Source organism: Allobosea sp. AK1 (assembly GCF_006714945.1).
Classification (GTDB): Bacteria; Pseudomonadota; Alphaproteobacteria; order Rhizobiales; family Beijerinckiaceae; genus Allobosea; species Allobosea robiniae.
Genome location: NZ_VFMG01000001.1, coordinates 1,605,190 through 1,628,643 on the forward strand (window position 1 = coordinate 1,605,190; position 23,454 = coordinate 1,628,643).

22 protein-coding genes are annotated in these 23,454 nt (G+C 66.8%); 20 read left to right on the plus strand and 2 right to left on the minus strand.

What is annotated here, in order from left to right:
- Window positions 1–53 precede the first annotated feature (53 nt).
- The 10 genes from FHT98_RS08095 (at window position 54) to FHT98_RS08140 (ending at window position 11,011) form a co-directional block, all read left to right on the plus strand.
- A complete protein-coding gene (locus FHT98_RS08095; protein ID WP_061970485.1) occupies window positions 54–1,493 on the plus strand; it encodes an FAD-dependent oxidoreductase in 1,440 nt (479 codons plus the stop codon).
- A gap of 1 nt (window position 1,494) precedes the next feature.
- Entirely contained in the window at window positions 1,495–3,150 is a 1,656-nt protein-coding gene (locus tag FHT98_RS08100) for an FGGY-family carbohydrate kinase (RefSeq protein ID WP_142113599.1), read from the plus strand.
- Entirely contained in the window at window positions 3,147–3,875 is a 729-nt protein-coding gene (locus FHT98_RS08105) for an SDR family oxidoreductase (protein WP_091856769.1), read from the plus strand. Before FHT98_RS08100 ends, FHT98_RS08105 begins: the two co-directional genes overlap by 4 nt.
- A gap of 154 nt (window positions 3,876–4,029) precedes the next feature.
- Window positions 4,030–4,851 (plus strand): metallophosphoesterase family protein, encoded by an 822-nt coding sequence (locus tag FHT98_RS08110; RefSeq protein ID WP_142113601.1) that lies wholly within the window; start codon window positions 4,030–4,032, stop codon window positions 4,849–4,851.
- Window positions 4,852–4,946: 95 nt separating this feature from the next.
- Entirely contained in the window at window positions 4,947–6,140 is a 1,194-nt protein-coding gene (locus FHT98_RS08115; protein WP_142113604.1) for an ABC transporter ATP-binding protein, read from the plus strand.
- Window positions 6,137–7,060: a carbohydrate ABC transporter permease gene (locus FHT98_RS08120; RefSeq protein ID WP_142113606.1), complete on the plus strand. Its 924-nt coding sequence runs from the start codon at window positions 6,137–6,139 to the stop codon at window positions 7,058–7,060. The genes FHT98_RS08115 and FHT98_RS08120 overlap by 4 nt, the downstream gene beginning before the upstream one ends.
- Window positions 7,060–7,935, plus strand: coding sequence for a carbohydrate ABC transporter permease (locus FHT98_RS08125; protein WP_142113608.1), 876 nt, complete (start codon window positions 7,060–7,062; stop codon window positions 7,933–7,935). Before FHT98_RS08120 ends, FHT98_RS08125 begins: the two co-directional genes overlap by 1 nt.
- Before the next feature lie 90 nt (window positions 7,936–8,025).
- Complete coding sequence (locus FHT98_RS08130; RefSeq protein WP_142113610.1) at window positions 8,026–9,294, plus strand: ABC transporter substrate-binding protein; 1,269 nt, start codon at window positions 8,026–8,028, stop codon at window positions 9,292–9,294.
- An 86-nt stretch (window positions 9,295–9,380) separates the two neighbouring features.
- Window positions 9,381–10,223: a phosphodiesterase gene (locus FHT98_RS08135; RefSeq protein ID WP_142113612.1), complete on the plus strand. Its 843-nt coding sequence runs from the start codon at window positions 9,381–9,383 to the stop codon at window positions 10,221–10,223.
- Window positions 10,220–11,011: an inositol monophosphatase family protein gene (locus FHT98_RS08140; protein ID WP_142113614.1), complete on the plus strand. Its 792-nt coding sequence runs from the start codon at window positions 10,220–10,222 to the stop codon at window positions 11,009–11,011. Before FHT98_RS08135 ends, FHT98_RS08140 begins: the two co-directional genes overlap by 4 nt.
- Window positions 11,012–11,021: 10 nt before the next feature.
- Here the strand turns inward: FHT98_RS08140 and FHT98_RS08145 are convergent, their stop codons facing one another.
- Window positions 11,022–11,972 carry a sugar-binding transcriptional regulator gene (locus FHT98_RS08145; protein WP_142113616.1) on the minus strand — a complete coding sequence of 317 codons (951 nt, stop codon included), beginning with the start codon at window positions 11,970–11,972 and terminating at the stop codon, window positions 11,022–11,024.
- Window positions 11,973–12,166: 194 nt separating this feature from the next.
- On the opposite strand from FHT98_RS08145, the gene FHT98_RS08150 reads away from it, so the two are divergent.
- From FHT98_RS08150 to FHT98_RS08190, 9 genes are all read left to right on the plus strand, one after another.
- Window positions 12,167–13,207 (plus strand): zinc-dependent alcohol dehydrogenase, encoded by a 1,041-nt coding sequence (locus FHT98_RS08150; protein WP_142113619.1) that lies wholly within the window; start codon window positions 12,167–12,169, stop codon window positions 13,205–13,207.
- A gap of 22 nt (window positions 13,208–13,229) precedes the next feature.
- On the plus strand, window positions 13,230–14,690 hold the full coding sequence (xylB, locus tag FHT98_RS08155; protein WP_142113621.1) for a xylulokinase: 1,461 nt from the start codon (window positions 13,230–13,232) through the stop codon (window positions 14,688–14,690).
- 73 nt (window positions 14,691–14,763) lie between these two features.
- Window positions 14,764–15,441 (plus strand): HAD family hydrolase, encoded by a 678-nt coding sequence (locus FHT98_RS08160; RefSeq protein WP_142113623.1) that lies wholly within the window; start codon window positions 14,764–14,766, stop codon window positions 15,439–15,441.
- A gap of 8 nt (window positions 15,442–15,449) precedes the next feature.
- Entirely contained in the window at window positions 15,450–16,397 is a 948-nt protein-coding gene (locus FHT98_RS08165) for a sugar-binding transcriptional regulator (protein WP_142113625.1), read from the plus strand.
- Between the two features lie 159 nt (window positions 16,398–16,556).
- Window positions 16,557–17,870, plus strand: coding sequence for an extracellular solute-binding protein (locus tag FHT98_RS08170; RefSeq protein ID WP_142113627.1), 1,314 nt, complete (start codon window positions 16,557–16,559; stop codon window positions 17,868–17,870).
- A complete protein-coding gene (locus FHT98_RS08175; RefSeq protein ID WP_142113629.1) occupies window positions 17,854–18,858 on the plus strand; it encodes an ABC transporter permease subunit in 1,005 nt (334 codons plus the stop codon). Before FHT98_RS08170 ends, FHT98_RS08175 begins: the two co-directional genes overlap by 17 nt.
- 4 nt (window positions 18,859–18,862) lie before the next feature.
- Complete coding sequence (locus FHT98_RS08180) at window positions 18,863–19,753, plus strand: ABC transporter permease subunit (protein WP_091856756.1); 891 nt, start codon at window positions 18,863–18,865, stop codon at window positions 19,751–19,753.
- A 40-nt stretch (window positions 19,754–19,793) separates the two neighbouring features.
- Complete coding sequence (locus FHT98_RS08185; protein ID WP_142113631.1) at window positions 19,794–20,534, plus strand: glycerophosphodiester phosphodiesterase family protein; 741 nt, start codon at window positions 19,794–19,796, stop codon at window positions 20,532–20,534.
- A 3-nt stretch (window positions 20,535–20,537) separates the two neighbouring features.
- Window positions 20,538–22,022 carry a mannitol dehydrogenase family protein gene (locus FHT98_RS08190; protein ID WP_142113632.1) on the plus strand — a complete coding sequence of 495 codons (1,485 nt, stop codon included), beginning with the start codon at window positions 20,538–20,540 and terminating at the stop codon, window positions 22,020–22,022.
- Window positions 22,023–22,071: 49 nt separating this feature from the next.
- Here the strand turns inward: FHT98_RS08190 and FHT98_RS08195 are convergent, their stop codons facing one another.
- Window positions 22,072–22,374, minus strand: a complete 303-nt coding sequence (locus FHT98_RS08195; RefSeq protein WP_139163508.1) for a hypothetical protein — start codon at window positions 22,372–22,374, stop codon at window positions 22,072–22,074.
- 321 nt (window positions 22,375–22,695) lie between these two features.
- Between FHT98_RS08195 and FHT98_RS08200 the strand changes: the two genes are divergently transcribed.
- The gene (locus FHT98_RS08200) at window positions 22,696–23,451 is read left to right on the plus strand and encodes a gluconate 2-dehydrogenase subunit 3 family protein (RefSeq protein ID WP_142113633.1); all 756 of its coding nucleotides are present in this window, start codon (window positions 22,696–22,698) and stop codon (window positions 23,449–23,451) included.
- The last annotated feature ends 3 nt before the right edge of the window (window positions 23,452–23,454 follow it).

A 23,454-nucleotide genomic window follows, 5' to 3' on the forward strand; every position in this document is an offset into this window, starting at 1 on the left:
GCTCCGCTCCGCAGGCGCTCGTCCCATTCGTGACACCCTGAAGGATCTTCATCATGTCGACCGCCGCGACCCGCTTCATCGAGGAGCCGGCCCGCTCCATCCCCGTCTCCGCCGAATACGACGTGCTCGTCGTCGGCGGCGGCCCCTCGGGCCTCACCGCCGCTCTCGCCGCTGCCGAGGACGGCCTGCGCGTCGGGCTGATCGAGAGCCGCAGCTTCGTCGGCGGCAACATGACGATCGGTCTGCCGGTGCTCGGCTTCCTCGGCCAGAAGGGCAACCAGATCATCGACGGCCTGCCGCAGAAATTCATCGAGCGGCTGCGCCGGGAACGCCAGGGCGCGAGCGAGCACCGGCCCTGCCCCCTCCACATGGGCATCACGCTGGTCGAGCCCGAGGCGGTGAAGACGGTCGCGCTGGAGATGCTGACGGAAGCCGGCGTCGACGTGCTGTTCTACACCTTCTTCGCCGGGGCGCTGGTCGAGAACGACACGATCCGCGGCGTCATCACCGAGAGCAAGAGTGGCCGCACCGCGATCCTCGCCAAGGTCGTTATCGATTGCAGTGGCGATGCCGACGTCGCCTACAGCGCGGGCGTGCCGACCGAGAAGGGCAACGAACATGGCGGCATGCAGCCGCCGACGCTGATGTTCTGCCTTGCCGGCGTCGATACCGATGCGCTCCGGCTCTCGATCGCCAACGCCCCGCCGGCAGCGCGCACCTATCTCACCGACTTCATCCCGGCCGAGTATTTCGGCCAGAACCACCAGTTCATCGTCGTCGGCATGCGCGAACTCATGGCCAAGGCCAAGGCCGAGCGCGGGCTGCAGATTCCGAACGAGCGGACCATCATCATCACCGGCCTGAAGAAGGGCGAGGTCTGGATCAACATGACCCGCGTCAAGGGCACGGACGGCACCGACGCCCGCAGCCTGACCAAGGGCGAGATCGAGGGCCGCGCCCAGATCGACGACATCGTCGCCTATCTCATCGGCTATGTGCCGGGCTTCGAGAAGGCCTATTTCACCAAGACCGCACCCTTCCTTGGCATCCGCGAGACGCGCCGCATCCGCGGCCAATACGTGATGACGCAGGAGGACGTGCTCGCCTGCACACATTTCGACGACGCCATCGCAGTGGCGAGCTATCCGATCGACATCCACCGCCCGGCCGACGATGGCTGCACGCTGATCTGGTGCGGCGACTGCTACGACATCCCCTATCGCTCGCTGGTGCCGCAGAAGATCGGCAACCTGCTGGTGGCCGGCCGCAGCATCTCCGCGACCCATGAGGCGATGGGCGCGATCCGCGTCATGGCGACCTGCATGGCGATGGGCGAGGCCGCCGGCCGCGCCGCCAAGATCTCGGTGCGCGGCAACCGCCCGCCGGCCGATATCGATGTCGGGGAATTGCGCCGCCAGCAGCTCGAGCGCGGCGTCTATCTGCGCAACCCCGACGGGACCCGCGCCGGGCCGCCGAACCGCGCCGCCGCCTGAGATGCCCCGGCATTTCATCGGCATCGATGTCGGCACCGGCAGCGCCCGGGCCGGCATCTTCGACGGTACCGGGCGGATGCTCGCGACGGCGAAGCGCGACATCGCGCTCTATCGCGACGGGCCGGATATCGCCGAGCAGTCGAGCGCGAATATCTGGCAAGCGGTCTGCGCCAGCGTCCGTGAGGCGATGGCTCAGGCCGGGCTCGGGCGGGACGACATCGCTGGCATCGGCTTTGACGCGACCTGTTCGCTGGTTGTCCTCGGGCCGGGTGGTAAGCCCCTCCCCGTCGGGCCCCATGGCGACGCCGCTCGCGATATCATCGTGTGGATGGACCACCGCGCGCTCGACCAGACGGAGCGCATCAACGCGACCGGGCATCCGGTCCTCGCCTATGTCGGCGGCACGATCTCGCCGGAGATGGAGACGCCGAAGCTGCTCTGGCTTCGGGAGAACCTTCCGACGACCTATGACGCAGCCTGGCAGTTCTTCGACCTGCCGGACTTCCTGACCTGGCGCGCGACCGGCTCGCTGGCGCGCTCGACCTGTACGGTCACCTGCAAATGGACCTATCTCGCCCATGAAGGGCGCTGGGATGCGAGCTATTTCCGGCAAATCGGGCTCGACGACCTCGCCGATGACGGTTTCGCCCGCATCGGCACCGAGATCGTTCCGGGCGGTACTCCACTCGGCAACGGTCTCACCGAGCAGGCCGCCACCGAACTCGGTCTGAAGCCCGGCACCGCTGTTGCGGCCGGGCTGATCGACGCCCATGCCGGCGGTGTCGGCTCGGTCGGCGTCCGCTCGCCGCATGGCGGCGCCCTCACCCACATGGCCTATGTCTTCGGCACCTCGGCCTGCACCATGGCGAGCAGCGCCGAGCCGATCTTCATCCCCGGCATCTGGGGACCGTATTTCTCGGCGATGGCGCCCGGTCTCTGGTTGAGCGAGGGCGGACAATCCGGTGCTGGCGCCGCCATCGAGCAACTCATCGGCTTCCATCCGGCGACGCCCGAGGCGCAGCGCCTTGCCGAAGCGGAGGGGCTCTCCCTGCCTGACTGGCTCGCCGCACGCGCCGCCGGCCATGCCACCACACCATCGGAAGTGGCCCTCCTCGCAGGCAATCTCATCGTCGTGCCCGACTTTCTCGGCAATCGCTCGCCCCATGCCGATCCGCAGGCGCGTGCCGTGATTGCTGGACTCGGCATGGAACGCGACCTCGACAATCTCGTCACGCTCTACGTCGCCGGCCTCACCGGCATCGGCTACGGCCTGCGCCAGATCATCGAGGCCAGCCGCACCAAGGGTGCAATCATCGAAGCGATCGTGCTCAGCGGCGGTGCCGGGCGCCATCCTCTGATCCGGCAATTGCTGGCGGATTGTTCCGGGCTGCCTCTGCTGGCCCCCGATGATGTCGACCCCGTCCTGCTCGGCTCCGCCATGCTAGCGGCGACAGCCGCGAAAGCCTTCCCGGACCTTGGCGAAGCCATGACCGGCATGGCGCCCGGCGCCGCCGTTTTCACCCCGGCCGGCGGCGACATCGCCGACCTGCACGTCCGCCGCCTCGCCGCCTTCGAAACGCTCCAGGCGGCGGCCCGCACGGCGCGCGAAATCATGCGGCCGGCGCAGAATCAAGCTCTATCGGAGAACCCGACGTGACCCAGGACCTGACCGGAAAGACCGCTGCGATCACTGGAGCCGCCTCGGGGATCGGCCTCGCCTGCGCGAAGCGCCTGCTCGCCGCCGGCGCCCGCGTCGCGCTGGTCGACCGCGATGGCGAAGCGCTCGCGCAGGCCTGCAAGCCTCTCGGCTCCAATGCCATCCCGCTCGTCATCGACCTGACCGATCCTGCTTCCGTTGCCGGCATGCTGCCTGGGATTCTCGACAAGGCGGGCCCGCTCGACATTTTCCATGCCAATGCCGGCTCCTATGTCGGCGGCCCGGTCAGCGAGGGCGATCCCGATGCCTGGGACCGCATGCTGAACCTCAACGTCAACGCGGTCTTCCGCAGCATCCACGCCGTGCTGCCGCACATGATCGCGCGCAAGACCGGCGACATCCTCGTCACCAGTTCCGTGGCCGGTGTCGTTCCCGTGGTCTGGGAGCCCATCTACACCGCCTCGAAACACGCCGTGCAGGCCTTCGTCCATACGTTGCGCCGTCAGGTCATCCCACATGGGTTGCGCGTCGGCGCCGTCCTGCCCGGGCCGGTGGTGACCGCCCTGATCGCCGACTGGCCGCAGGAGAAGCTCGACGCCGAACGGGCTCGCGGCGGCCTGATCGAAGCGGAGGAGGTGGCGGAGGCGGTGCATTTCATGCTGACCCGGCCGCGCAACGTCACGATCCGCGACCTCGTGATCCTGCCGCAAAGCACGGATCTCTAGCCGGCAATGCTTTTCATCGCACGGAGGCGGCGAGCACTAAAAATACAATTGTGTCATCAAACATTCATTTGTATGATCCAAGGCAAAGCCGCTGCCCCCCGCTCACGCAGGGGACAGACGGTCGCCCGATGAAGTGGCGAATTCCGGAGGGGACATGCAGCGTATCGTGCAGATTTCCGACACCCATCTGAGCCCGAACAAGCGGCATTTCGCCGATAACTGGGCTCCGCTGACGGCGTGGCTTGCTGCCAGCGCCCCGGACCTCGTCATCCATACCGGTGACGTCACCGTCGATGGTGCGGATGTCGACGAGGACATGCGCCACTGCCGCACCCTGCTCGATGCCCTTGGCGTGCCGGTGCTCAGCATCCCCGGCAATCACGATGTCGGCGAGGCCTATCACCCGCACCAGCCGGTGAACGACGCCCGCCTTGCCCGCTGGCGAGAGCATATCGGCGCGGATTTCTGGGTCCGCGATCTCGAAGACTGGCGATTGATCGGCCTCAATTCGATGCTCTTCGGCAGCGACGAAGCCGAGGAGGCCCGCCAGCTCGCCTGGCTCGACCGGCAGATCGCCGAAGCGCAGGGCCGTCGCCTCGGCTGGTTCCTGCACCGACCGCTCTTCGTCGAGGCGCCCGACGAGGGCGACATGGGCTATTGGAGCGTCCCGCCGCGGCCGCGCGCGCATCTGCTCGATCTCATCAGCCGTCACGCGGTCGCCTTCGTCGCCAGCGGCCATCTGCACCGTGCGCATGACTTCACGCTCGCCGGCACACGCTACATCTGGGGCCCCTCTTCCGGCTTCGTCGTGGGTCCCGAATTGCAGCCCGGCATGGCCGGCACGACCACGCTCGGCGCCGTCTCCTACACCTTCGACGGACGGGATTTCACGGCTAAAATCCACGAGATATCCGCGCTGAAGACGCTCTGGATCGACGACGTGATCCACGAGGTCTACCCGCCGCACGCTGCCTGAGACCTCTCCCGGCCGCCTGCGGGCGCCGGGCAAGATACGCCCAACCAAGACACGCCCAACGACGAGCCCAGAGGGCCGAAAGAAAGGCGAACGCCATGGCCAAGGTCGCACTCTCCTCGATCGCCAAGTCCTTCGGACCGACGAAGGTTCTCGGCGGCATCGATCTCGACATCGCCGATGGCGAGTTCCTGACGCTGGTCGGCCCGTCCGGCTGCGGGAAATCGACGTTGATCCGGATCATCGCCGGGCTTGAGCATCACGATGCCGGCAGCGTCGCGATCGGCGGCAATCGCGTCGACCATCTGCGCCCGCATGAGCGACGCGTCGCCATGGTGTTCCAGTCCTATGCGCTCTATCCGCATATGAGCGTCGGCGCGAATATCGCCCTGCCGCTGACGATGTCGCGGCTCAAGCTCTGGCAGCGCCTGCCGCTGCTGCGGCAACTCTCCGCCCAGCGCCGCAGCGTGATGCGCGGCATCGAGACCGATGTCGCGGCGGTCGCGGCGCAGCTCCAGCTCGATCATCTGCTTCAGCGCAAGCCGGCCCAGCTCTCGGGCGGCCAGCGCCAGCGCGTCGCGCTCGGGCGCGCCATGGTGCGCAATCCCGACGTCTTCCTGATGGACGAGCCGCTGTCCAATCTCGACGCCAAATTGCGTGTCCATATGCGCACGGAACTGGCCGAATTGCACAAGCGCCTCGGCGCGACCTTCATCTATGTGACGCACGACCAGGTCGAGGCGATGACGATGTCGGACCGCGTCGCGATGATGGATTCCGGCTCCGTGCTGCAGCTCGGCACGCCCTCCCAGCTCTACGAGAAGCCGGCCTCGCTCAAGGTCGCGCAGTTCATCGGCAGCCCGGCGATCAACCTGCTGCCCGCGACGGTCACGAATGGCGGGCGCCTCGAACTCTTCGGCCGGCCGCTGGCGCTCGCCGTTCCGCTCGCGTCGGGACAGGCCGTTACGCTCGGCATCCGCTCCGAGGCCCTCTCGCTGGTCCAGGGCGAGCCCGGCGGCAGCGGGCGCGCCTGGTTCTCCGCCCGCCTGCGACGCAAGGAGAATCTCGGCTCCGAATATATCCTGCATTTCGACCTGGCCGGCCGCGATGCCACCGGCGTGACCATGCGTGCGACGCCGGCCGCAGCCGCCGGCGTGAACGAGGCCGCCGAGGTCACACTCGGCTTCGACGAGGCCGCCGCCCATATCTTCGCCGCCGATGGCGAGCGCCTCGAGCCGCGCGGCCCGGGCACGGCGACCGGCTCCGTGGTGCCATTGAGGGCGGGCGCATGACCCTCGCCCTCGCATCCCAAGCCGATTTTGCCCCCGCCGCGCGCCGCAGGCTCTGGATCGAGCGCGTCACCGGGCTCGGCTTCGCCCTGCCGGCCTTCATCCTGCTGCTGCTGACGATCCTGATCCCGCTCGCCGTGTTGCTCTGGCTCAGCCTGACCAATTACGAGTTCGGCGGCGTCGACATGGACTGGGTCGGGCTGACGAATTTCCAGAAAGCGCTGGCCGACCCGATCATCCGGCGCTCCCTCGTCAACACATTGCTCTATGTCGCCATCGTCGTGCCCGGCGGCGTCTTCGGCGCGCTCCTGATCGCCGTGCTGGTGCATCGGCGCAAGCGCACGCGCTCCTTCTACGAGGTGGTCTATTTCCTGCCGGTGACCTCGACGCTGATCGCGATGGCGACGGTCTGGCAATTCCTGCTCCATCCCTCGCTCGGGCCGGTCAACGGCCTGCTGAAATGGCTCGGCATCGGCCCGATCGCCTTCCTCAGCGAGCCCTCGACGGCACTGGCGACGCTCGCGGTGATCGGCATCTGGCAGCTCATCGGCTTCAACATGATCCTGTTCCTGGCCGGGCTGACCGCGATCCCGCGCGATCTCTACGAAGCCGCCGATATCGACGGCTGCGCCAGCGGGATCGACCGCTTTCTGACCATCACCTGGCCGCTGCTCGGGCCGACGACGATGTTTGTCCTGGTCACCACGATGATCACCGCCTTCAAGATCTTCGACACGGTGGCGGTGATGACGCGCGGTGGCCCGGTCGGCTCCACCGAGGTGCTGCTCTACAACATCTATCTCGAAGGCTTTCAGTATTTCCACACCGGCTATGCCGCGGCGCTGACCTTCATCTTCCTCGCCTTCATCCTCGTCTTCTCAGCCGTGCAGACCTTCGCCCTCGACAAGAAGGTGCACTACTGATGACCGATCTCGCGCTCCCCACTGCTTCGGTCACGCCCGTCCATTCGGTGCTGCGCCGCTTCCTCTCGCTGGTGCTGATCCATGGCGTTCTGATCGCCGGCGCGATCTTCATGCTGGCGCCCTTCGTCTGGATGCTGGTGACCTCGATCAAGCCGCCGGCCGAAATCTTCAGCGCCGAGATCTCGCTCTGGCCAAAGCAGTTCTACGGCCTGCAGAATTACGGCTTCGCCATGGAGAAGGCGCCGCTGCTGCGCTTCGCGCTGAACGGCGTCATCCTCTGCGGCGGCATCCTGATCGTGCAGCTCCTCGTCGCCATCCCTTGCGCCTATGCGCTGGCGAAGCTCGACTTCCCCGGCCGCAACGCGCTCTTCGTGCTGGTCCTGCTCGGCCTCTGTATCCCCGTGCAGGTGCCGGCGATGCCGCTCTATATCGCGCTCGCCCAGCTCGGGCTGCTCAACACCTATTTCTCGATGATGGTGCCGTTCTTCCTCTCGGTCTTCGCCATCTTCCTGTTCCGCCAGTTCTTCCGCAGCTTTCCCGACGACATCATCAACGCCGCCCGGCTCGACGGCATGAGCGAGTTCGAGATCGTCTGGCGCATCGTCACGCCGAGCGCCTGGCCGGCCATCGCCGCCTTCTCGGTGTTCTCGGCCGTAGCGCACTGGAACGACCTCTACTGGCCATTGATCGTGATCTCCGACGCCAAGCTCGCGCCGCCGCCGCTCGGGATGATGTTCTTCGCCGATGCCGAGACCGGATCGAACTATGGCGCGCTGACAGCAGCGGCGACGATTCTGACCGCGCCGCTCGTCATCGCCTTCCTCATTGCCCGTCGCCGGTTCATCGACGGCATCACCATGACCGGGGTGAAGTAGCCGGCCGCAGCGCCGCCCACCCCGCCAAGAGTTCAGGCCTGAAGCAACTGCAACCCGACAGCCCCGCTGTCCATGCCAAGGAGATCACGCATGAAACCTCTCGGCAAAATCCTTGCCGCGGCGGCATTGACCCTCGCCGCCTCGACGGCCGCGAAGGCACAGGTCACGCTCGACGTGCTCTACGCCTTCCCGGCCTTCGCCAAGTTCCACGAGCCGATTGCCGCGGAATTCATGAAGAAGCACCCGGACATCAAGATCAATTTCCGGGCGCCGGCCGCGAGCTATGACGAAGGCCATCAGGCGATGCTGCGGTCTTCGGTGACCAACCAGCTCCCGGATGTCTACTATTCCGGCTTCCATCTGCTGACCGAGCTGGTCGAGAGCCTCGACAAGCGCAAGCAGGTCGTCGATCTCGGCCCCCTGCTCAAGGCCGAGCCGGAAGCCTGGCGCAAGGCCAATTACTCCGATGCGCTGCTCTCGCTCGCCCAGGTCGGCGGCAAGCAGGTCGGCCTCGCCTTCAACGCCTCGACGCCGCTGATGTATTTCAATGCAGAGCTGGTGAAGAAGGCCGGCGGCGATCCCGAGAAGATGCCGGACAACTGGGCCGACACCGTCGCGCTCGCCAAGAAGATCCATAGCGGCGACACCGCCGGCATGGCCTACAACATCCATGACTGGCCGGATGACTGGCTCTGGCGCGGCGTGATCCTACAGGCCGGCCATTCCATGCTGTCGGCCGACGGCAAGAAGGTCGCCTTCGGCGGCGCGGTCGGCGAGAAGACGCTGTCGCTGCTGCGCAGCTTCGTCACCGATGGCGGCATGCCGCTGATCGACTGGGACCAGTCGCGCCAGCAGTTCATCGCCGGCAAGATCGGCATCTTCTTCGACACGCCCGCCCGCCTGCGCCAGGTCACCGACCTGATCGGCGACCGATTCACGCTGAAGACGGCGCTGTTCCCGGTCGATGACAAGGCCAAGGGCAAGCTGCCGACCGGCGGCAATGCCGCCCTGATCACGGCCAAGGACCCGGCCAAGCAGAAGGCTGCCTGGGAGTTCATCAAGTTCGTCACGGGCCCCGAAGCCCAGAAGATCGTCGTCGAGACCGCCGGCTACATGCCGACCAATCTGCGCGCCGGCGAGGACGCCTTCCTCGGCCCGTTCTACAAGGCGAATGCCAACTTCCGGACCATCAACGGCCAGGTTTCCCGCGCCGCGCCGTGGGAAGGCTATCCGGGCGGCAATTCGGTGCGCATCTGGCGCCAGCAGCGCGAGGTCGTCGCCGGCGTGATGCGCGGCGAGATCCAGCCCAAGGCCGGCATCGAGCGCATCGTCTCCGAGACCGAAGCCCTGATGAAGTAACTGGCGGCGTTTTGGCGCACGCCCCTCGCCGCCCGGTCCTTCGATGACCGGGCGGCTTCCGTTTTCCCTGCCACCGGACGCCCCCGATGATCATCGCCCAACTCAGCGACTTCCATGCTCGCCCCCATGGCAACCCGGCCTATGGCATCGTCGAGACCAACCCGGCGATCGAACGGGCCGTCGACGAGATCCTGAAGCTGGAGCCGCAGCCCGATTGCGTGCTGGTCACCGGAGACCTCTCCGATTGCGGCCTGCCGGAGGAATACGGCATCGTCCGCGGGGCGCTGCAGCGCCTGCCGATGCCGGTCTATGTCATCCCCGGCAATCACGACCGCCGCGAAGCCTTTGCGAGTGGGCTGCGCTCCGATCACCCTTACCTGCCGCAAACCGGCTTCCTGCATTATGTGATCGACGATTTCCCGGTCCGGCTGATCGGACTCGACACCGTCGTCGCGGGCGAGGATGGCGGCGAGATCTGTGCCGCCCGCGAGGCGTGGCTGACCGAGCGGCTCGCGGAAGGACAGGGCAAGCCGACGGTGATCTTCATGCACCATCCGCCCTTCCCCGTCGGCGTCGACGGCATGGATATCATGCCCTGCAAGGTCTCGCCGGGCTTCGCCGGCCTGATTGCTGATCATCCCGAGATCGAGCGCGTGCTCTGCGGCCATTACCACCGGCCGATCCAGCTCCGCTTCGCCGGCACGATCGGCTATGTCGTGCCGGGCACCGCGCACCAGGTCGCGCTCGACCTGAGGCCCGGCACCGAGAACAAATTCGTGATGGAACCCCCAGCGCTGGCGCTCCATGTCTGGAAGCCCGGCCTCGGCCTCGTCAGCCATCTCCAGCCGATCGGCGACTATGGACCGCGCCGGGATTTCGTGCTCGATCCCGCCTATCCCGGAAAGCCGCAAACGGTGCCTGCCCGATGACCGAACCACGCCTTCTTGCCCTGCTCGACCAGGCCGATGCCCTCGCTCGCCGGGCCGGCGAGGTGCTCGTGCAGATGCAGGGCGCCGAGCTCGGCGTCACCCGCAAGGAACTGAACGACGTGGTCACGGCGGCCGATCTCGCCTCCGAGCGCCTCGTCATCGACGGCCTGCGCGCCCTGACGCCGGAGGCCGCGATCCTCTCGGAGGAGGCCGGCTTTTCCGGCTCGGAACAGGCGCCACGCTGGATCATCGATCCGCTCGACGGCACGGTGAACTACGCGTCCGGCCTGCCCTGGTTCTCCGTCACCATGGCCTATCAGGAGCAGGGCCGCACCGTGCTCGGCCTGACCCATGCGCCGCTCGCCGGGCTTTCCGCACGCTTCGTCGAGGGCGGCATCGCCGAGGTCGATGGCCAACCGGCCCGCGTCTCCGCCACGAAGCGCCTGAGCGACGCCGTCGTCTCCATCTGCCTGACCTCGCATTACAGCACCGAGGCCGCGAACCGGACGAGCGATGTCATCCGCCGCCTTGCCGGCCTGTGCCGGGGCGTGCGCGTCATCGTCTCCGGCGGGCTGGAGATGTCGCTGGTGGCAGCCGGGCGGCTCGACGCCTTCATCGGTCTCAAGGCCGACATCGTCTCGCATGCCGCGGCGATGCCATTGGTGCGGGCGGCCGGCGGCAAGGTGACGACGGTCGACGGCCGGGATTCGCTTGACGAGGACCTGGAGAAGGTCGTCACCAACGGCCTGATCCACGACGAATTGCTGCAGGCGATCCGCAGCGCCTGAGGCGCGCCCCTCAGGCGGACGCCGCGTGCTCCAGCACGGCCGCCGCCGCGTCTTCGTCCGTGATCAGCACCGAGGCGAGCTTGCCCCGCAGCGTGGCCGCGATGACCTCTGCCTTGTTGGTCCCGCCGGAGGCGAGGATCACGGTCGGTATCCGGCGCAGGGCGTCGAGCGGCAGCGCGATGGCGCGGCGATTGAGCGGATGATCGATGGCCTGACCGCTGCGATCGATGAACTGGCCGAGCATGTCGCCGACCGCACCGGCTTCCGCCAGCTCCGCGGCGCCGACATCGCCCGGCAGCCCATAGCGCACCAGTAGCGAGCGCTCGCTCAGGTCGCCCGCGCTGAGGATCGCGACATCGGTCGCCCTGATCCGGGCAAAGGCCGCCTCGAACACGTCCTGAGCCAGGATCGTGTCGCGCGATTGCGGCGTGCCGGCATAGATCGGCGCCGCCAGATAATGGCACTCGGCCTGCCAGAGCCGGGCGAAACGGCTGGCGATCTCGAAGGTGTTGATCTCGATGCCATAGGTCAGCCCGCCCATCATCGAGGTCACCGCGAGATCACGGTACTGCCCCGCGCGGATATGGCGGATGGTCTCTCTCAGCGTGCCGCCCCAACCGACGCCGAAAACGCCGGTGGGCTTCTCCTCGATGACCCGCGAGACGAACTCGCCGGCAGCCTTGCCGATCTGGGCCGCGATCTGGCCGGGATCGGCGGGGCTCGGCACCACGATCGCGTCCTTCAGGCCGAATTGCGCCATCAGCGCACGTTCGAGCCGGACGCAGCTTTCCAGCCTGGAATTGATGGTGATATTGACCAGCCCGCTGCTGCGCGCCTCGACCAGGAGCCGGTTGACGCGCAGTCGCGTCATTTTCAGCCGTTCCGCGATCTCCGCCTGGGTCAAACCTTCCATGTAATAGAGCCAGGCGGCTCGAACTTGCGTCTGCGGTTCCTCCGGCATGGGCGGTATCCTGATGCGGTGGGCTCCGCTCGCGGCAGGCGCGGCGGCATTCGGCGAGGGCTCAAGCTGGCTTACATCGCTTTCGGGCTCTCCCACAACGCGCAGAGCCCATGCGGTTTCGCGCTTGACGCAAACCAATGTAAATCACAAAATACATTTGTCGAAGGCCTTCAGCGAAACGAGCGCCGACCTCCATGTCCCATGCCGTCTTCCTCCACGCCGCTGGCGATGCGCGCGTCGCCCCGTTCAATCTCCGCGAAGGGGTTCCGGGCGAGACCCTGCTCGATGTCGCCGCGGTCGGCCTGTGCGGCAGCGACCTGCATTACTACAAGGATGGCGGCATCGGCTCGGCCGTGATCGCGACGCCCTTCGTCCCCGGCCACGAGTTCAGCGGCTGGCTGACCGAGGATCTGCCGGAGCTCGGCCTGACGCGAGGCGCCCTCGTCGCCGTCGATCCCAACCAGGCCTGCGGGCAGTGCGAGCATTGCCGAAGCGGTCATCCCAATCTCTGCCCCGAGGTCGTCTTCATCGGCGCCCCCCCGCATGACGGGGCGATGACCGAGCGGATCTGGGTGCCGACATCGCAGATCGTCGCGGTACCTGAGACTTTCTCGCCGAGCGATGCCGTCATGCTCGAACCGCTCGGCGTCGCGATCCATGCGGTCGACCTCGCCAGGCCGCGCCTGCTCGAACGCGTGGCGCTGATCGGCTGCGGCCCGATCGGGTTGCTGATCCTGCAGGTGCTGCGGACTGCCGGCGTCGGCGAAATCCTCGCCTGTGATCCGCAGCCGCATCGCCGCGAGCTGGCGCTCAAGCTTGGCGCGAGCAAGGCCGGCGCCGGTGTCGCCGACATAGCCGAATGGACGAAGGGCGAGGGCCTGCCGCTGGTGATCGAGGCGACCAACGCCCCAGAAGGCTTCCGCGACGCGATCCGCGCCGCCCGCATCGGCGGCCGCGTCGTGCTGGTCGGCATTCCCGATGGCGACAGCTACGTGATCCCGGCCGCCGAAGCCCGCAGGCGCGGGCTGAACATCAAGTTCTCGCGCCGGATGGGCCATGTCTACCCGCGCGCGATCGAGCTAGTGGCGCTGGGCAAGGTCGATGTCGAGGCCGTGGTCAGCCACCGCTTCCCGCTTGCCGAGGGGCCGGCCGCCTTCCAGCGCCACGCCGCCAATGAAGCTGGTATGGTCAAGAGCATGATCTATCCGGGCGGCTTGCCCGAAGATCGTCGCTGAACCCTCACTACAAGGCCCCGATGTGAGCTTCATCGGCATCGATCTCGGGACGTCCTCGGTCAAGGCCGTTCTGGTCGATGACCGGCAGAGCGTGCTCGCCACGGCTGCGCGGGAGCTTGTCGTCAGCCGCCCCGCGCCGCTCTGGTCGGAGCAGACGCCCTCCGACTGGGTCGCCGCCACGCTGGACGTCCTGCGCAGCCTGAGGGATGCCACGCCCGATGCCTTCCGTCGCTGCGCCGGCATCGGCCTCTCCGGGCAGATGCATGGCGCGGTGCTGCTGGGCGAGCGCGATGAACCGCTGCGCCCCTGCATCCTCTGGAATGACGGCCGTGCCGAAGCCGAATGTGCGGAGATCGAGGCGATCGAGCCCGAGTCCCGGGCGATCACCGGCAACATCGCCATGCCCGGCTTCACCGCGCCAAAACTGCTCTGGGTGCGCCGGCACGAGCCCGACATCTTCCGGCACACCCGCAAGATCCTGCTGCCGAAGGCCTACCTGCGGCTCGTCCTGACCGGCGAGGCGATCGAGGAAATGTCCGACGCCTCCGGGACGCTGTGGCTCGATACCGACCGCCGCGGCTGGTCGGACCGGATGCTGGCCGCGACCGGGCTCGACCGCAGCCACATGCCCGCCCTCGTCGAAGGCTCGCAACCGGCCGGCCGCATGCGCGCCGAACTCAGCCGCGAGCTCGGCTTCGACGGTCCGCCGCTCTTCGCTGGCGGCGCTGGCGACAATGCCGCCGGGGCGATCGGGCTGGGCGCCGTGGCAACGGGATCAAGCTTCCTGTCGCTGGGTACCTCCGGGGTGTTCTGGCGCACAACCGCCGGCTTCGAGCCGCGCGCGGGCAGCGCCGTCCATGCCTTCTGCCACGCCTTGCCGGATCGCTGGCACCAGATGTCGGTCCATCTCTCGGCCGCCGCCAGCCTGAGCTGGTGGGCTTCGGTCTGCGGGCACTCGGAGGCTGCACTGCTGAACGAACTCGGCCCGCAGGCCGAGCAGCCCTCGCCGGTGCTCTTCACGCCCTACCTGTCGGGCGAGCGCACGCCTCATAACGATCCGCAGATGCGCGGCATCTTCGCCGGCCTTGGCCACGAGGTCAATCGGCGGACCATGACCCAGGCGGTGCTGGAAGGCGTCGCCTTCGCCTTCAAGGATGGCCAGGAGGCCTTGGAGGCCGGGACTTCGCCGATCGAGGAGGCCCTGGCGATCGGCGGCGGCGCGCGCTCGGATCTGTGGCTGTCGATCCTCGCCGACACGCTGAACCTGCCACTCAAGCGCTATCGCCAGGCCGAGGCCGGCGCCGCCTTCGGGGCCGCGCGCCTCGCCCGTCTGGCCTGCACCGGCGAGCAGCCCGAGGCGGTCTGCACGCCGCCATCAGGCGAAGCCGATACCTTCATGCCGCACCCAGCCAGGGCAGCGGCCTATGCGGAGCGCTACGCGGCTTGGCGTCGTGCTGCGGAGGTCAGTCGCACGTTGCGCTGATCGGAAACGGGTTTGACAGACAATCGGGCGAATGCTCTTCATGTGAGCATCCGTTCAAATCGATTGTTGCCCGATGCCTCAGCCGCCCTCCCCTTTCGACCTCGTCATCCTCGATTGCGACGGCGTGCTCGTCGACAGCGAAACCATCAGCTGCCGGACGCTGGTCGATATTCTCTCGCCTTTCGATCCCGGCTATGATCTGGAGATGGTCATGCGCCGCTATCTCGGGCGGCCGGCCAGCGCAGTCGTCGAGGATTACGAGAGAATGACCGGCCGCCCGGCCTCGGCTGATTTCACGCGGGATTGGCGGGCACAGCTCTTCACCGCCTTCAGGAACGACCTCCAGCCGGTCGAGGGCGTTCGCGAGGCCGTCAAGACGTTCGGCAGCGACTATTGCGTCGCCTCGTCGAGCGATGAGGAGCGTATTGAGATCTGCCTGCGCCAGACCGGTCTCTGGGACCTCTTCGAAGGCCGGATCTTCAGCACGACGCGCGTCAAGCGCGGCAAGCCGGCGCCCGACCTCTTCCTGTTGGCTGCGGGCGAGCGCGGCGTCGCACCCGAACGCTGCCTGGTGGTCGAGGACAGCGTCAGCGGCGTCATGGCGGCGAAGGCCGCGGGCATGACGGCCTATGGCCTCGCTGCCGGCAGCCATTTTGCCGTACTGGATCAGCGGCAGGCGCTTCTCGCCGCCGGGGCCGACCGCCTCTTCGAATCCTGGCGGGAGCTCGCGCTCGCGCCGGCCGCCACCTGACGGGTCCGATGGCCGACAACGACAGCACCCGCCTCGAAGACGCCGCCCGCGCCGGCTGGCTCTATTATATCGCCGGCCGCACCCAGGACGATATCGCGCAGATCCTGAACATCTCGCGCCCGGCGGCGCAGCGCCTTGTCTCGCTCTGTCGCAGCGAGGGGCTGATCAGCTTCCGGATGAACCACCCGATCAGCACCTGCATGGACCTCGCCGCCCGGCTGCGCGACCGTTTCGAGCTGCTGCATTGCGATGTCGCCCCTTCGGACGGCTCGGCGGAAACCGGCGCAGCCGGCATCGCCGCGCTCGGCGGCGTGCTGATCGAGCGCTGGCTGCGCTCGCGCAAATCGCTGGTCATGGCGCTCGGCACCGGCCGCTCGATGCGCGCCAGCATCGAGCGCGTGCCGCCGATGTCCTGCCCGCTGCACCGGCTGGTTTCGCTGGTCGGCACTATCTCCCCCGACGGCTCGGCCAGCCCTTTTGACACGCTGGTGAAGCTCGCCGAAATCACCAAGGCGCAACATTTCCCGATGCCGCTGCCGCTCTACGTCTCGAGCCCCGAGGAGCGCGCCCAGCTCATCGAGATCGAGTCGATCCGGCGCATCCGCGCCATCGCCGGCGAAGCTGATCTCTGGATGATGGGCATCAGCCAGATCGGCGAGGACGCCGTCCTGTACCGGGACGGCTTCATGACACGCAGCGAATTGCTCGACATGGTCCGCCACGGCGCGGTCGGCGAGGTCACAGGCTGGGTCTTCGACGCCGAAGGCCGCTTCCTCGAGCGCGGCACCAATCTGCGCGTCACCAGCGTGCCGCCCGAGCCTGGCAGCACCCGCCTGCGCATCTGCATCGGCCAGGGCCCCGCCAAGGTCGCGCCATTGCGCGCCGCACTGGCCGGCAAGATCGTCAACGGCCTCGTCACCGACGAGGCCACCGCCCGCGCGCTCCTCGCGGACTGACTCCGCCCATCAACCCGCACCTCCACCCGCTCGCCCGCGAGCGATCGCGCACGGCTGTCATCCGCTCGTCACCAACGGTTGACATAACAAGCCAGTGTGCGAGCATATGCTTCAACAAAGAGCATATGCTCGCAGAAAACGGATGAGGGAGGCTTTGACATGCGACCTTTCTATGGTGCCTTGGCGGGCGCGGGCGCTCTGCTGCTGGCGGGGCTCAGCTCCGCGCAGGCGGCGACGGAAATCGAGTTCTGGCACGCGATGAGCGGCGCGCTCGGCGAGCGCGTCGACGATCTCGTCAAGAAGTTCAACGACTCGCAGAAGGATTACGTCGTCAAGGCGATCGCCAAGGGCAATTACGACGAGGTCCTGAACGGCACGATCGCGGCCTATCGCGCCAAGCGCCAGCCCGAGATCGTGCAGTCGAACGAGCGTTCCTTCCTGACGATGGTCAATTCCGGCGCCATCGTCCCGACCGCCGAGCTGATGGAACAGCAGGGACGCCCGGTCGACGCCTCCAAATTCATCGCTCCGGTGGTCAGCTACTACACGATCGGCGGCAAGCTGCAGGCGATGCCGTTCAACTCCTCGACGCCGATCCTGTTCTACAACCGCGACCACTTCAAAGCCGCCGGCTTCGACAAGCCCGGCGCGACCTGGCAGGAGCTCGAGCCGCAGCTCGACGCGATCAAGGCCAAGGGCGTTTCGAAATGCGCGATGGTGCTGCCGGGCGACTACGAGTGGAGCTTCCTCGAGAACTACAGCGCGGTGAACGACATCCCGTATGCGACCAAGCGCAACGGCATGGACGGCCTCGACACCAGCTTCGTCTTCAACAAGGGCAAGCTCGTCGGCCAGGTCGAGCGCATGAAACGGCTGGTCTCGTCCAACGTAATGCAGCTCGCCGGCCAGGGCATCATCCCGATCCAGCTCTTCACCTCCGGCGAATGCTCGACGATCATCGCCTCGACCGCCTCGCATGCCGCCGTCGTCGCCGCCGCGAAATTCGACTGGAGCGCCGCCGAATTGCCTTATGAACAGGGCGTCACCCCCCGGAACAGCGTCATCGGCGGCGCCGCGCTCTGGACCCTGAAGGGCCATACGCCGGAGAAGTACAAGGCGGTCGCCGCCTTCTACGACTTCCTCGCCAAGACCGACACGCAGGTCTGGTGGCATCAGGCGACGGGCTATGTCCCGGTCACCACCGCGGCCTATGAAGCGGCCAAGGCGCAGGGCTACTACCAGAAGAACCCGACCCGCGAGATCGCCGTGGTGCAGTTGATGCGCGGCACGCCCAGCGACAATTCGCTCGGCTTCCGCATCGGCAACAGCAACCAGATCAATGTCGGGATCATGGAGGAGGTCTCGGCCGCCTTCCTCGGCAAGAAGCCGGTGCAGCAGGCGCTCGACGATGCGGTCTCGCGCGGCAACGAGGTGCTGCGCCGCTACGAGCAGCTCAATGCCGACAAGAAATAATACGGCTACCCTTCCCGGAACGGCTGGCGGAGACTCTCGTCTCCGCTGGCCGTTCCGGCGCCTGCTCCTGAAGGGAGCCGGCGATGGTCAGGCCGAAAGCGGGCTGAAGCGCGCCCATTTCAGGGAATGGCGCCTGCCCTTCTGGCTGCTCGCGCCGCAGCTCTTCATCCTGCTGCTGTTCTTCTTCATCCCCTCGATCAGGGCGCTGATCCAGGCTTTCCAGCTCACGGACCCGTTCGGCGCCACCACGCAATGGGTCGGCTTCCAGAATTTCGAGCGGCTGTTTCGCAGCGGCGTCTACTGGTCCTCGGCGCAGGTGACGCTGATCTTCACCCTCGCGCAGAACGTGCTGACGCTGTCGGTCGCGCTGCTGCTCGCCTTCGCCTCGAACCACATCCTGCGCGGGCGCGGCGCCTATCGCACCGTGCTGCTGCTGCCCTATGCCATCGCGCCCGCGATCGCCGGCATCATGCTCGCCTTCCTGTTCAATCCCCGCGTCGGCCCTGTCGCGCAGATGCTGCAGGGGCTGGGGCTGGACTGGGACCCGAACCGCAATTCCTGGCACGCGCTCGCGCTGGTCGTGATGGCGGCCTCGTGGAAGCACATCTGCTACAACTACATCTTCCTCGTCGCCGCGCTGATGTCGGTGCCGCAGTCGATCCTCGAATCCGCCTATCTCGACGGCGCCGGGCCGGTCCAGCGCTTCCTGCGCATCTCGCTGCCGATGATCACGCCGACACTGTTCTTCCTGATCGTGATCAACTTCGTCTACGGGCTGTTCGAGACCTTCGCCATCATCGATGCGACCACGCGGGGCGGCCCCGCCGGCGCCACTTCGATCCTCGTCTACAAGGTCTACCAGGATGGCTTCGTCACGCTCGACCTCGGCTCATCGGCGGCGCAATCCGTGGTGCTGATGGCGCTCGCACTGTTCCTGACCTTCGCGCAGTTCCGCTTCGTGGAGCGCCGCGTGAACTACAGCGTCTAGAGCGATGAACGAACGCACTCCTGTCATCGACGCCGTCTGTCACCTCATCCTGCTGGTGGGCGCGGCGCTCGTCTGCCTGCCGATCTATTTCGTCTTCGTCACCGGCTCGCTCTCACAGGCCGAGATCATGCAGGTGCCGATGTCCTGGCTGCCCGGCGACCAGTTCCTGGCGAATATGCAGACCGTTCTCAGCAGCGCCAATTTCGGCCGGCTCCTGCTCAACTCCTTCATCATCGCCTCGGGCATCACCATCGGGAAGCTCGCGGTCTCGGTGATCGCGGCCTTCGCCGTCACCTATTTCCGCTTCCCTTTCCGGATGACGGCCTTCTGGCTGATCTTCATGTCGCTGATGCTGCCGATCGAGGTGCGCATCGTGCCGACCTACGAGTCGGCGGCGAATGTCGCGCTGCCGCTCAACATCCTCGGCTCCTGGCTCGGCATCCAGGCGCTGGTCGGTCTCGACTGGAACCTGGTCAACACCTATTCGGGCCTGATCCTGCCGCTGATCGCCTCGGCGACCGCGACCTTCCTGTTCCGCCAGTTCTTCCTCACCATCCCCGACGAGCTCTGCGAGGCCGCCCGCATCGACGGCGCCACGCCCTGGCAGTTCTTCCGGCTGATCCTGCTGCCGCTCTCGCGCTCGAACATTGTGGCGCTGGCGATCATCCTCTTCCTGATGGGCTGGAACCAGTATCTCTGGCCGCTCCTGCTGACCACCGAGCCCGCCATGGCCAATGCCGTGATCGGCCTGAAGAAACTGATGCCGCAGAGCGACTCCCTGCCGACCTGGCATCTCCTGATGAACGCGGCCTTCCTGACGATGCTGCCGCCGACCCTCGTCATCCTCGTCCTCCAGCGCTGGTTCGTGAAGGGGCTGGTGGACAGCGGCAAATAGCCGGCGAATAACCCGCCAACAGGCAACAGGGCTCATCGACATGCGGATCATCGGTCATCGCGGCGCGCGCAATATCTGGGCGGAGAACAGCCTGAGCGGCTTCCGCAACGTCTGCGGCCTCGGCGTCGACGCCGTCGAGCTCGACGTGCACCTGTCCAGCGACGGCGAGATCATGGTGATCCACGACCCGCTGCTCGACCGCACCACCGACCACAAGGGGCCGGTCGCGCATCTGTCGCGCGAGGCGCTCGCCAAAGTGAAGCTCGACGACACGCTCGGCGAGACGATTCCGACCTTGCCGGAGGTGCTCGATGTCTTCGGCCCGACCGGGATCGAGCTCGAGATCGAGATGAAGATGGATGCCTTCGGCAATCCCTATCCCGGCCTGCTCGACAAGGTGATCGCGCTGGTCGAAGCCCGCAAGATGGCCTCCCGCGTCGTGCTGACCTGCTTTGTGCCGGAGGTGATCGAGGAGATCCGGGCCAAGGCCCCGCATATGCGCCGGCTCGCCTCGGTCGACCGCCGCTCCTGCGAGGCCTTCGGCGGCGTCGACCGAACCTTGCAGCGCTTCGTCGATCTCGGCTGCGTCATCGCCGTCGAGCAGTCGCTGCTGCGGCTGACCGTCGATCGCGCTGTCGGCATCGTCGGGCGCGACAAGCTCGGCGCCTGGGTTCCCAATACCGTGCGCGAGCTCGATTTCTGGCTGGGCCAGCCGATCTCGCAGATCACCAGCGACCGCCCGGACCTCGCCTTGATGCTGCGCAAGACAAGGCAGGCCTGAGTCATGGCAGTGCGCCTGTCCCGCGCCACGCTTGGACAGCTCGGGCCGTCAGTCGGCATCCCCGGCTACCGGCGGGACGAGCTGAGCCCCGGCATCGTCCATATCGGCGTCGGCAACTTCCATCGCGCCCATCAGGCCGCCTATCTCGACGAATTGTTCGAGCGCGGGCTGGATCGCGACTGGGCCATCGTCGGCACCGGCGTGCGTGAGAACGACGCCGAGATGGGCCGCGATCTCGCCGCGCAGGATTTCCTGACCACGGTGGTGACGCAGGAGGCGGAACGCTCGCAGGCGCGCGTCACGGGCGCGATGATCGATTTCGTCGCGCCGGGCGACAGCGGGGCGGTTCTCGAAAAACTTGTCGATCCCCGCACGCGGATCGTCTCGCTGACCGTCACGGAAGGCGGCTATTACATTGATCCGGCGACGCAGGCCTTCGATCCCGGCCATCCCGATATCCTCGCCGATGCAGCCGATCGCCTCGCACACCCGAAGACCGCTTTTGGCCTGATCGCCGCCGGGTTGCTGAGGCGCCGCGCCGCCGGCCTGCCGCCCTTCACCGTGATGCCCTGCGACAACCTGCCGGGCAATGGCCATGTCGCCGCGGATGCCGTCGCCGGCCTCGTCGATCTCATCGATCCCACTGAGGCGCGGTGGATCCGCGAGAGCGTCGCCTTTCCGAACGGCATGGTCGACCGCATCACGCCCGCGACCTCGGACCGCGAGCGCCAGGTACTGCGCGACGATTTCGGCCTCGACGACACCAGGCCCGTCTTCTGCGAGGACTTCCGGCAATGGGTGCTGGAGGATTATTTCCCGGCCGGCCGCCCGCGCCTCGAAGAGGTCGGCGTCCAGTTCGTCGCCGATGTCGCGCCCTTCGAGCTGATGAAGATCCGCATCCTCAATGGCGGCCATGCGGCGATCGCCTATCCAGCCGGCCTGCTCGACATCCATTTCGTCCATGAGGCGATGCAGGATGCCCAGATCGCCCGCTTTCTCTCGGCACTTCTGGACGATGAGGTCATCCCCGTCGTTCCCCCGGTGCCGGATACCGATCTCGCCGATTACAAGCGCACGATCGAACGGCGCTTCGCCAATCCGAAGATCGGCGACACCATCCGCCGGCTCTGCCTCGATGGCTCCAACCGCCAGCCGAAATTCATCCTGCCGACATTGCGCGATGCCTTGCAGAGCGGTCGCTCCATCGACGGCTTGGCCCTCGTCAGCGCGCTATGGTGCCGCTACTGCCATGGCGAAACCGAAAGCGGCCAAGCGATCGCGCCGAACGACCCGAACTGGTCGCGGCTGACGACGCAGGCGCGGCAGGCCCGGCAAATGCCCGAAGCCTGGCTTGCGATGCAGGATGTCTACGGCGATCTCGGGACGAACCAGCGCTTCCGCGATAGCTTCACGCTGGCGCTGCAGCGTCTCTGGCGGTCAGGAACCCGCGCGAGCCTCGACCATTACCTTGCTGCGCGCGGCTCCTGAGAGAGCGGCCGCACGGGCCGGGCCAGGGGGGGCGAACGGCTCGCCTGTCCTACGCGACGTCGTGGCAGTGAGTGCCCGCGCGAAGCTCCACATACTTCCGGCGCGTTTCGGCAGTGTTCGGTAGGCCGCTTTCCTGGAGCCAGGCAAGAAATTCAGCCGGCTTGATCGTGACGATTTCCAGCGCTCGCCCTCGTGCGAGCCAGGCATTCATCACCGCCACCGCATTTTGATGCCAGGTCTCATAATCCGAGGGCATCTGATCGCGGTCGTGAGCGAGTTCCCAGAGCCGGGAGAAATCCTCCCGCTCGTACCACGGCATGGCAACCGTGTACGCCTCGACTGTCGGTTTCACGTTGAAGCCGATCGTCCGCGCGCGGCGCGGAAACTGAGAGTGCTAACCGCCCAATCGGGGGTAGTCGGCTCTCGGAAATTAGGCGCGAACAGCGCCCGGAAGTCAATGCAGAACGTCTCTCGGCTGAGGGGGCAAGCACTCGCATCCCCTCAGGGCTTGCCGGCTCCGTATCGACTGCGGAGAACCACATTGGAATTGTTCCATGTTCGTAGAGCATGGCGGCTGCGCGGGCTTTCCGATTGATCCCGCCCGATCCGAGGCAGAGCTTGCCGATAGCGGAGCCGGCACCTCCTGGCTCACGCCGATCGAAAAGGCTGCCCGATGCCGCCCACCTCGTCTTTCAGTCGCCGCCGCTTCCTCTCCTCCACCGGCCTGCTCTTCCTGATCGCATCGGTTCCCGGCGCCCGCGCCACCGAGCATTCCGGCACCCTCCCCTGGAAGCCCTTTGCAGCCCTGCCGCCGGAGCCTTTGCCCGGCGGGCGCTGGTATGTGCTGACGCCGGATGAAGCCCGCACCGTCGAGGCGATCGTCGACCGGCTGATCCCGGCCGATGAGCTCAGCATCGGCGGCAAGGATGCCGGCTGCGCCAGCTTCATCGACCGCCAGCTCGCCGGCAGCTACGGCTCATCGGACCGGCTCTATATGCAAGGCCCCTTCGCCGCCGGTTTGCCGACGCAAGGCTATCAGGGCGCCGAGACGCCGGTCGCGCGCTACCGGGACGGCCTCGCCGCGCTGAACAAGCACGTACAGGCGCAGTTCTCCGGCAAGAACTTCTTCGACCTCGCCGCTGCCGAGCAGGATCAGGCCCTGAAGGATTTCGAAGCCGGCAAGGTCGACTACAAGCCGGCCGCCGGCTTCTTCAACCTCGTGCTGCAGAACACGATGGAAGGCTTCTTCGCCGACCCGATCTATGGCGGCAACAAGGACATGGCCGGCTGGAAATTCATCGGCTTCCCGGGCGCCCGCTACGATTACCGCGACTACATCACGGCCCATAACAAGCCCTTCCCCCTGCCGCCCCTGTCGATCGCGGGACGGCCGGAATGGAAGACCGGCGACAAGGCAGGCGGGAACTGAGAC

Bases quoted from the DNA above. Each gene is read 5' to 3' on its own strand.
- FHT98_RS08095 (WP_061970485.1), top strand. From the start codon at position 54: ATGTCGACCGCCGCGACCCGCTTCATCGAGGAGCCGGCCCGCTCCATC.
- FHT98_RS08100 (WP_142113599.1), top strand. From the start codon at position 1,495: ATGCCCCGGCATTTCATCGGCATCGATGTCGGCACCGGCAGCGCCCGG.
- FHT98_RS08110 (WP_142113601.1), top strand. From the start codon at position 4,030: ATGCAGCGTATCGTGCAGATTTCCGACACCCATCTGAGCCCGAACAAG.
- FHT98_RS08115 (WP_142113604.1), top strand. From the start codon at position 4,947: ATGGCCAAGGTCGCACTCTCCTCGATCGCCAAGTCCTTCGGACCGACG.
- FHT98_RS08120 (WP_142113606.1), top strand. From the start codon at position 6,137: ATGACCCTCGCCCTCGCATCCCAAGCCGATTTTGCCCCCGCCGCGCGC.
- FHT98_RS08125 (WP_142113608.1), top strand. From the start codon at position 7,060: ATGACCGATCTCGCGCTCCCCACTGCTTCGGTCACGCCCGTCCATTCG.
- FHT98_RS08130 (WP_142113610.1), top strand. From the start codon at position 8,026: ATGAAACCTCTCGGCAAAATCCTTGCCGCGGCGGCATTGACCCTCGCC.
- FHT98_RS08135 (WP_142113612.1), top strand. From the start codon at position 9,381: ATGATCATCGCCCAACTCAGCGACTTCCATGCTCGCCCCCATGGCAAC.
- FHT98_RS08140 (WP_142113614.1), top strand. From the start codon at position 10,220: ATGACCGAACCACGCCTTCTTGCCCTGCTCGACCAGGCCGATGCCCTC.
- FHT98_RS08145 (WP_142113616.1), bottom strand. From the start codon at position 11,972: ATGCCGGAGGAACCGCAGACGCAAGTTCGAGCCGCCTGGCTCTATTAC.
- FHT98_RS08150 (WP_142113619.1), top strand. From the start codon at position 12,167: ATGTCCCATGCCGTCTTCCTCCACGCCGCTGGCGATGCGCGCGTCGCC.
- FHT98_RS08160 (WP_142113623.1), top strand. From the start codon at position 14,764: ATGCCTCAGCCGCCCTCCCCTTTCGACCTCGTCATCCTCGATTGCGAC.
- FHT98_RS08165 (WP_142113625.1), top strand. From the start codon at position 15,450: ATGGCCGACAACGACAGCACCCGCCTCGAAGACGCCGCCCGCGCCGGC.
- FHT98_RS08170 (WP_142113627.1), top strand. From the start codon at position 16,557: ATGCGACCTTTCTATGGTGCCTTGGCGGGCGCGGGCGCTCTGCTGCTG.
- FHT98_RS08175 (WP_142113629.1), top strand. From the start codon at position 17,854: ATGCCGACAAGAAATAATACGGCTACCCTTCCCGGAACGGCTGGCGGA.
- FHT98_RS08180 (WP_091856756.1), top strand. From the start codon at position 18,863: ATGAACGAACGCACTCCTGTCATCGACGCCGTCTGTCACCTCATCCTG.
- FHT98_RS08185 (WP_142113631.1), top strand. From the start codon at position 19,794: ATGCGGATCATCGGTCATCGCGGCGCGCGCAATATCTGGGCGGAGAAC.
- FHT98_RS08190 (WP_142113632.1), top strand. From the start codon at position 20,538: ATGGCAGTGCGCCTGTCCCGCGCCACGCTTGGACAGCTCGGGCCGTCA.
- FHT98_RS08200 (WP_142113633.1), top strand. From the start codon at position 22,696: ATGCCGCCCACCTCGTCTTTCAGTCGCCGCCGCTTCCTCTCCTCCACC.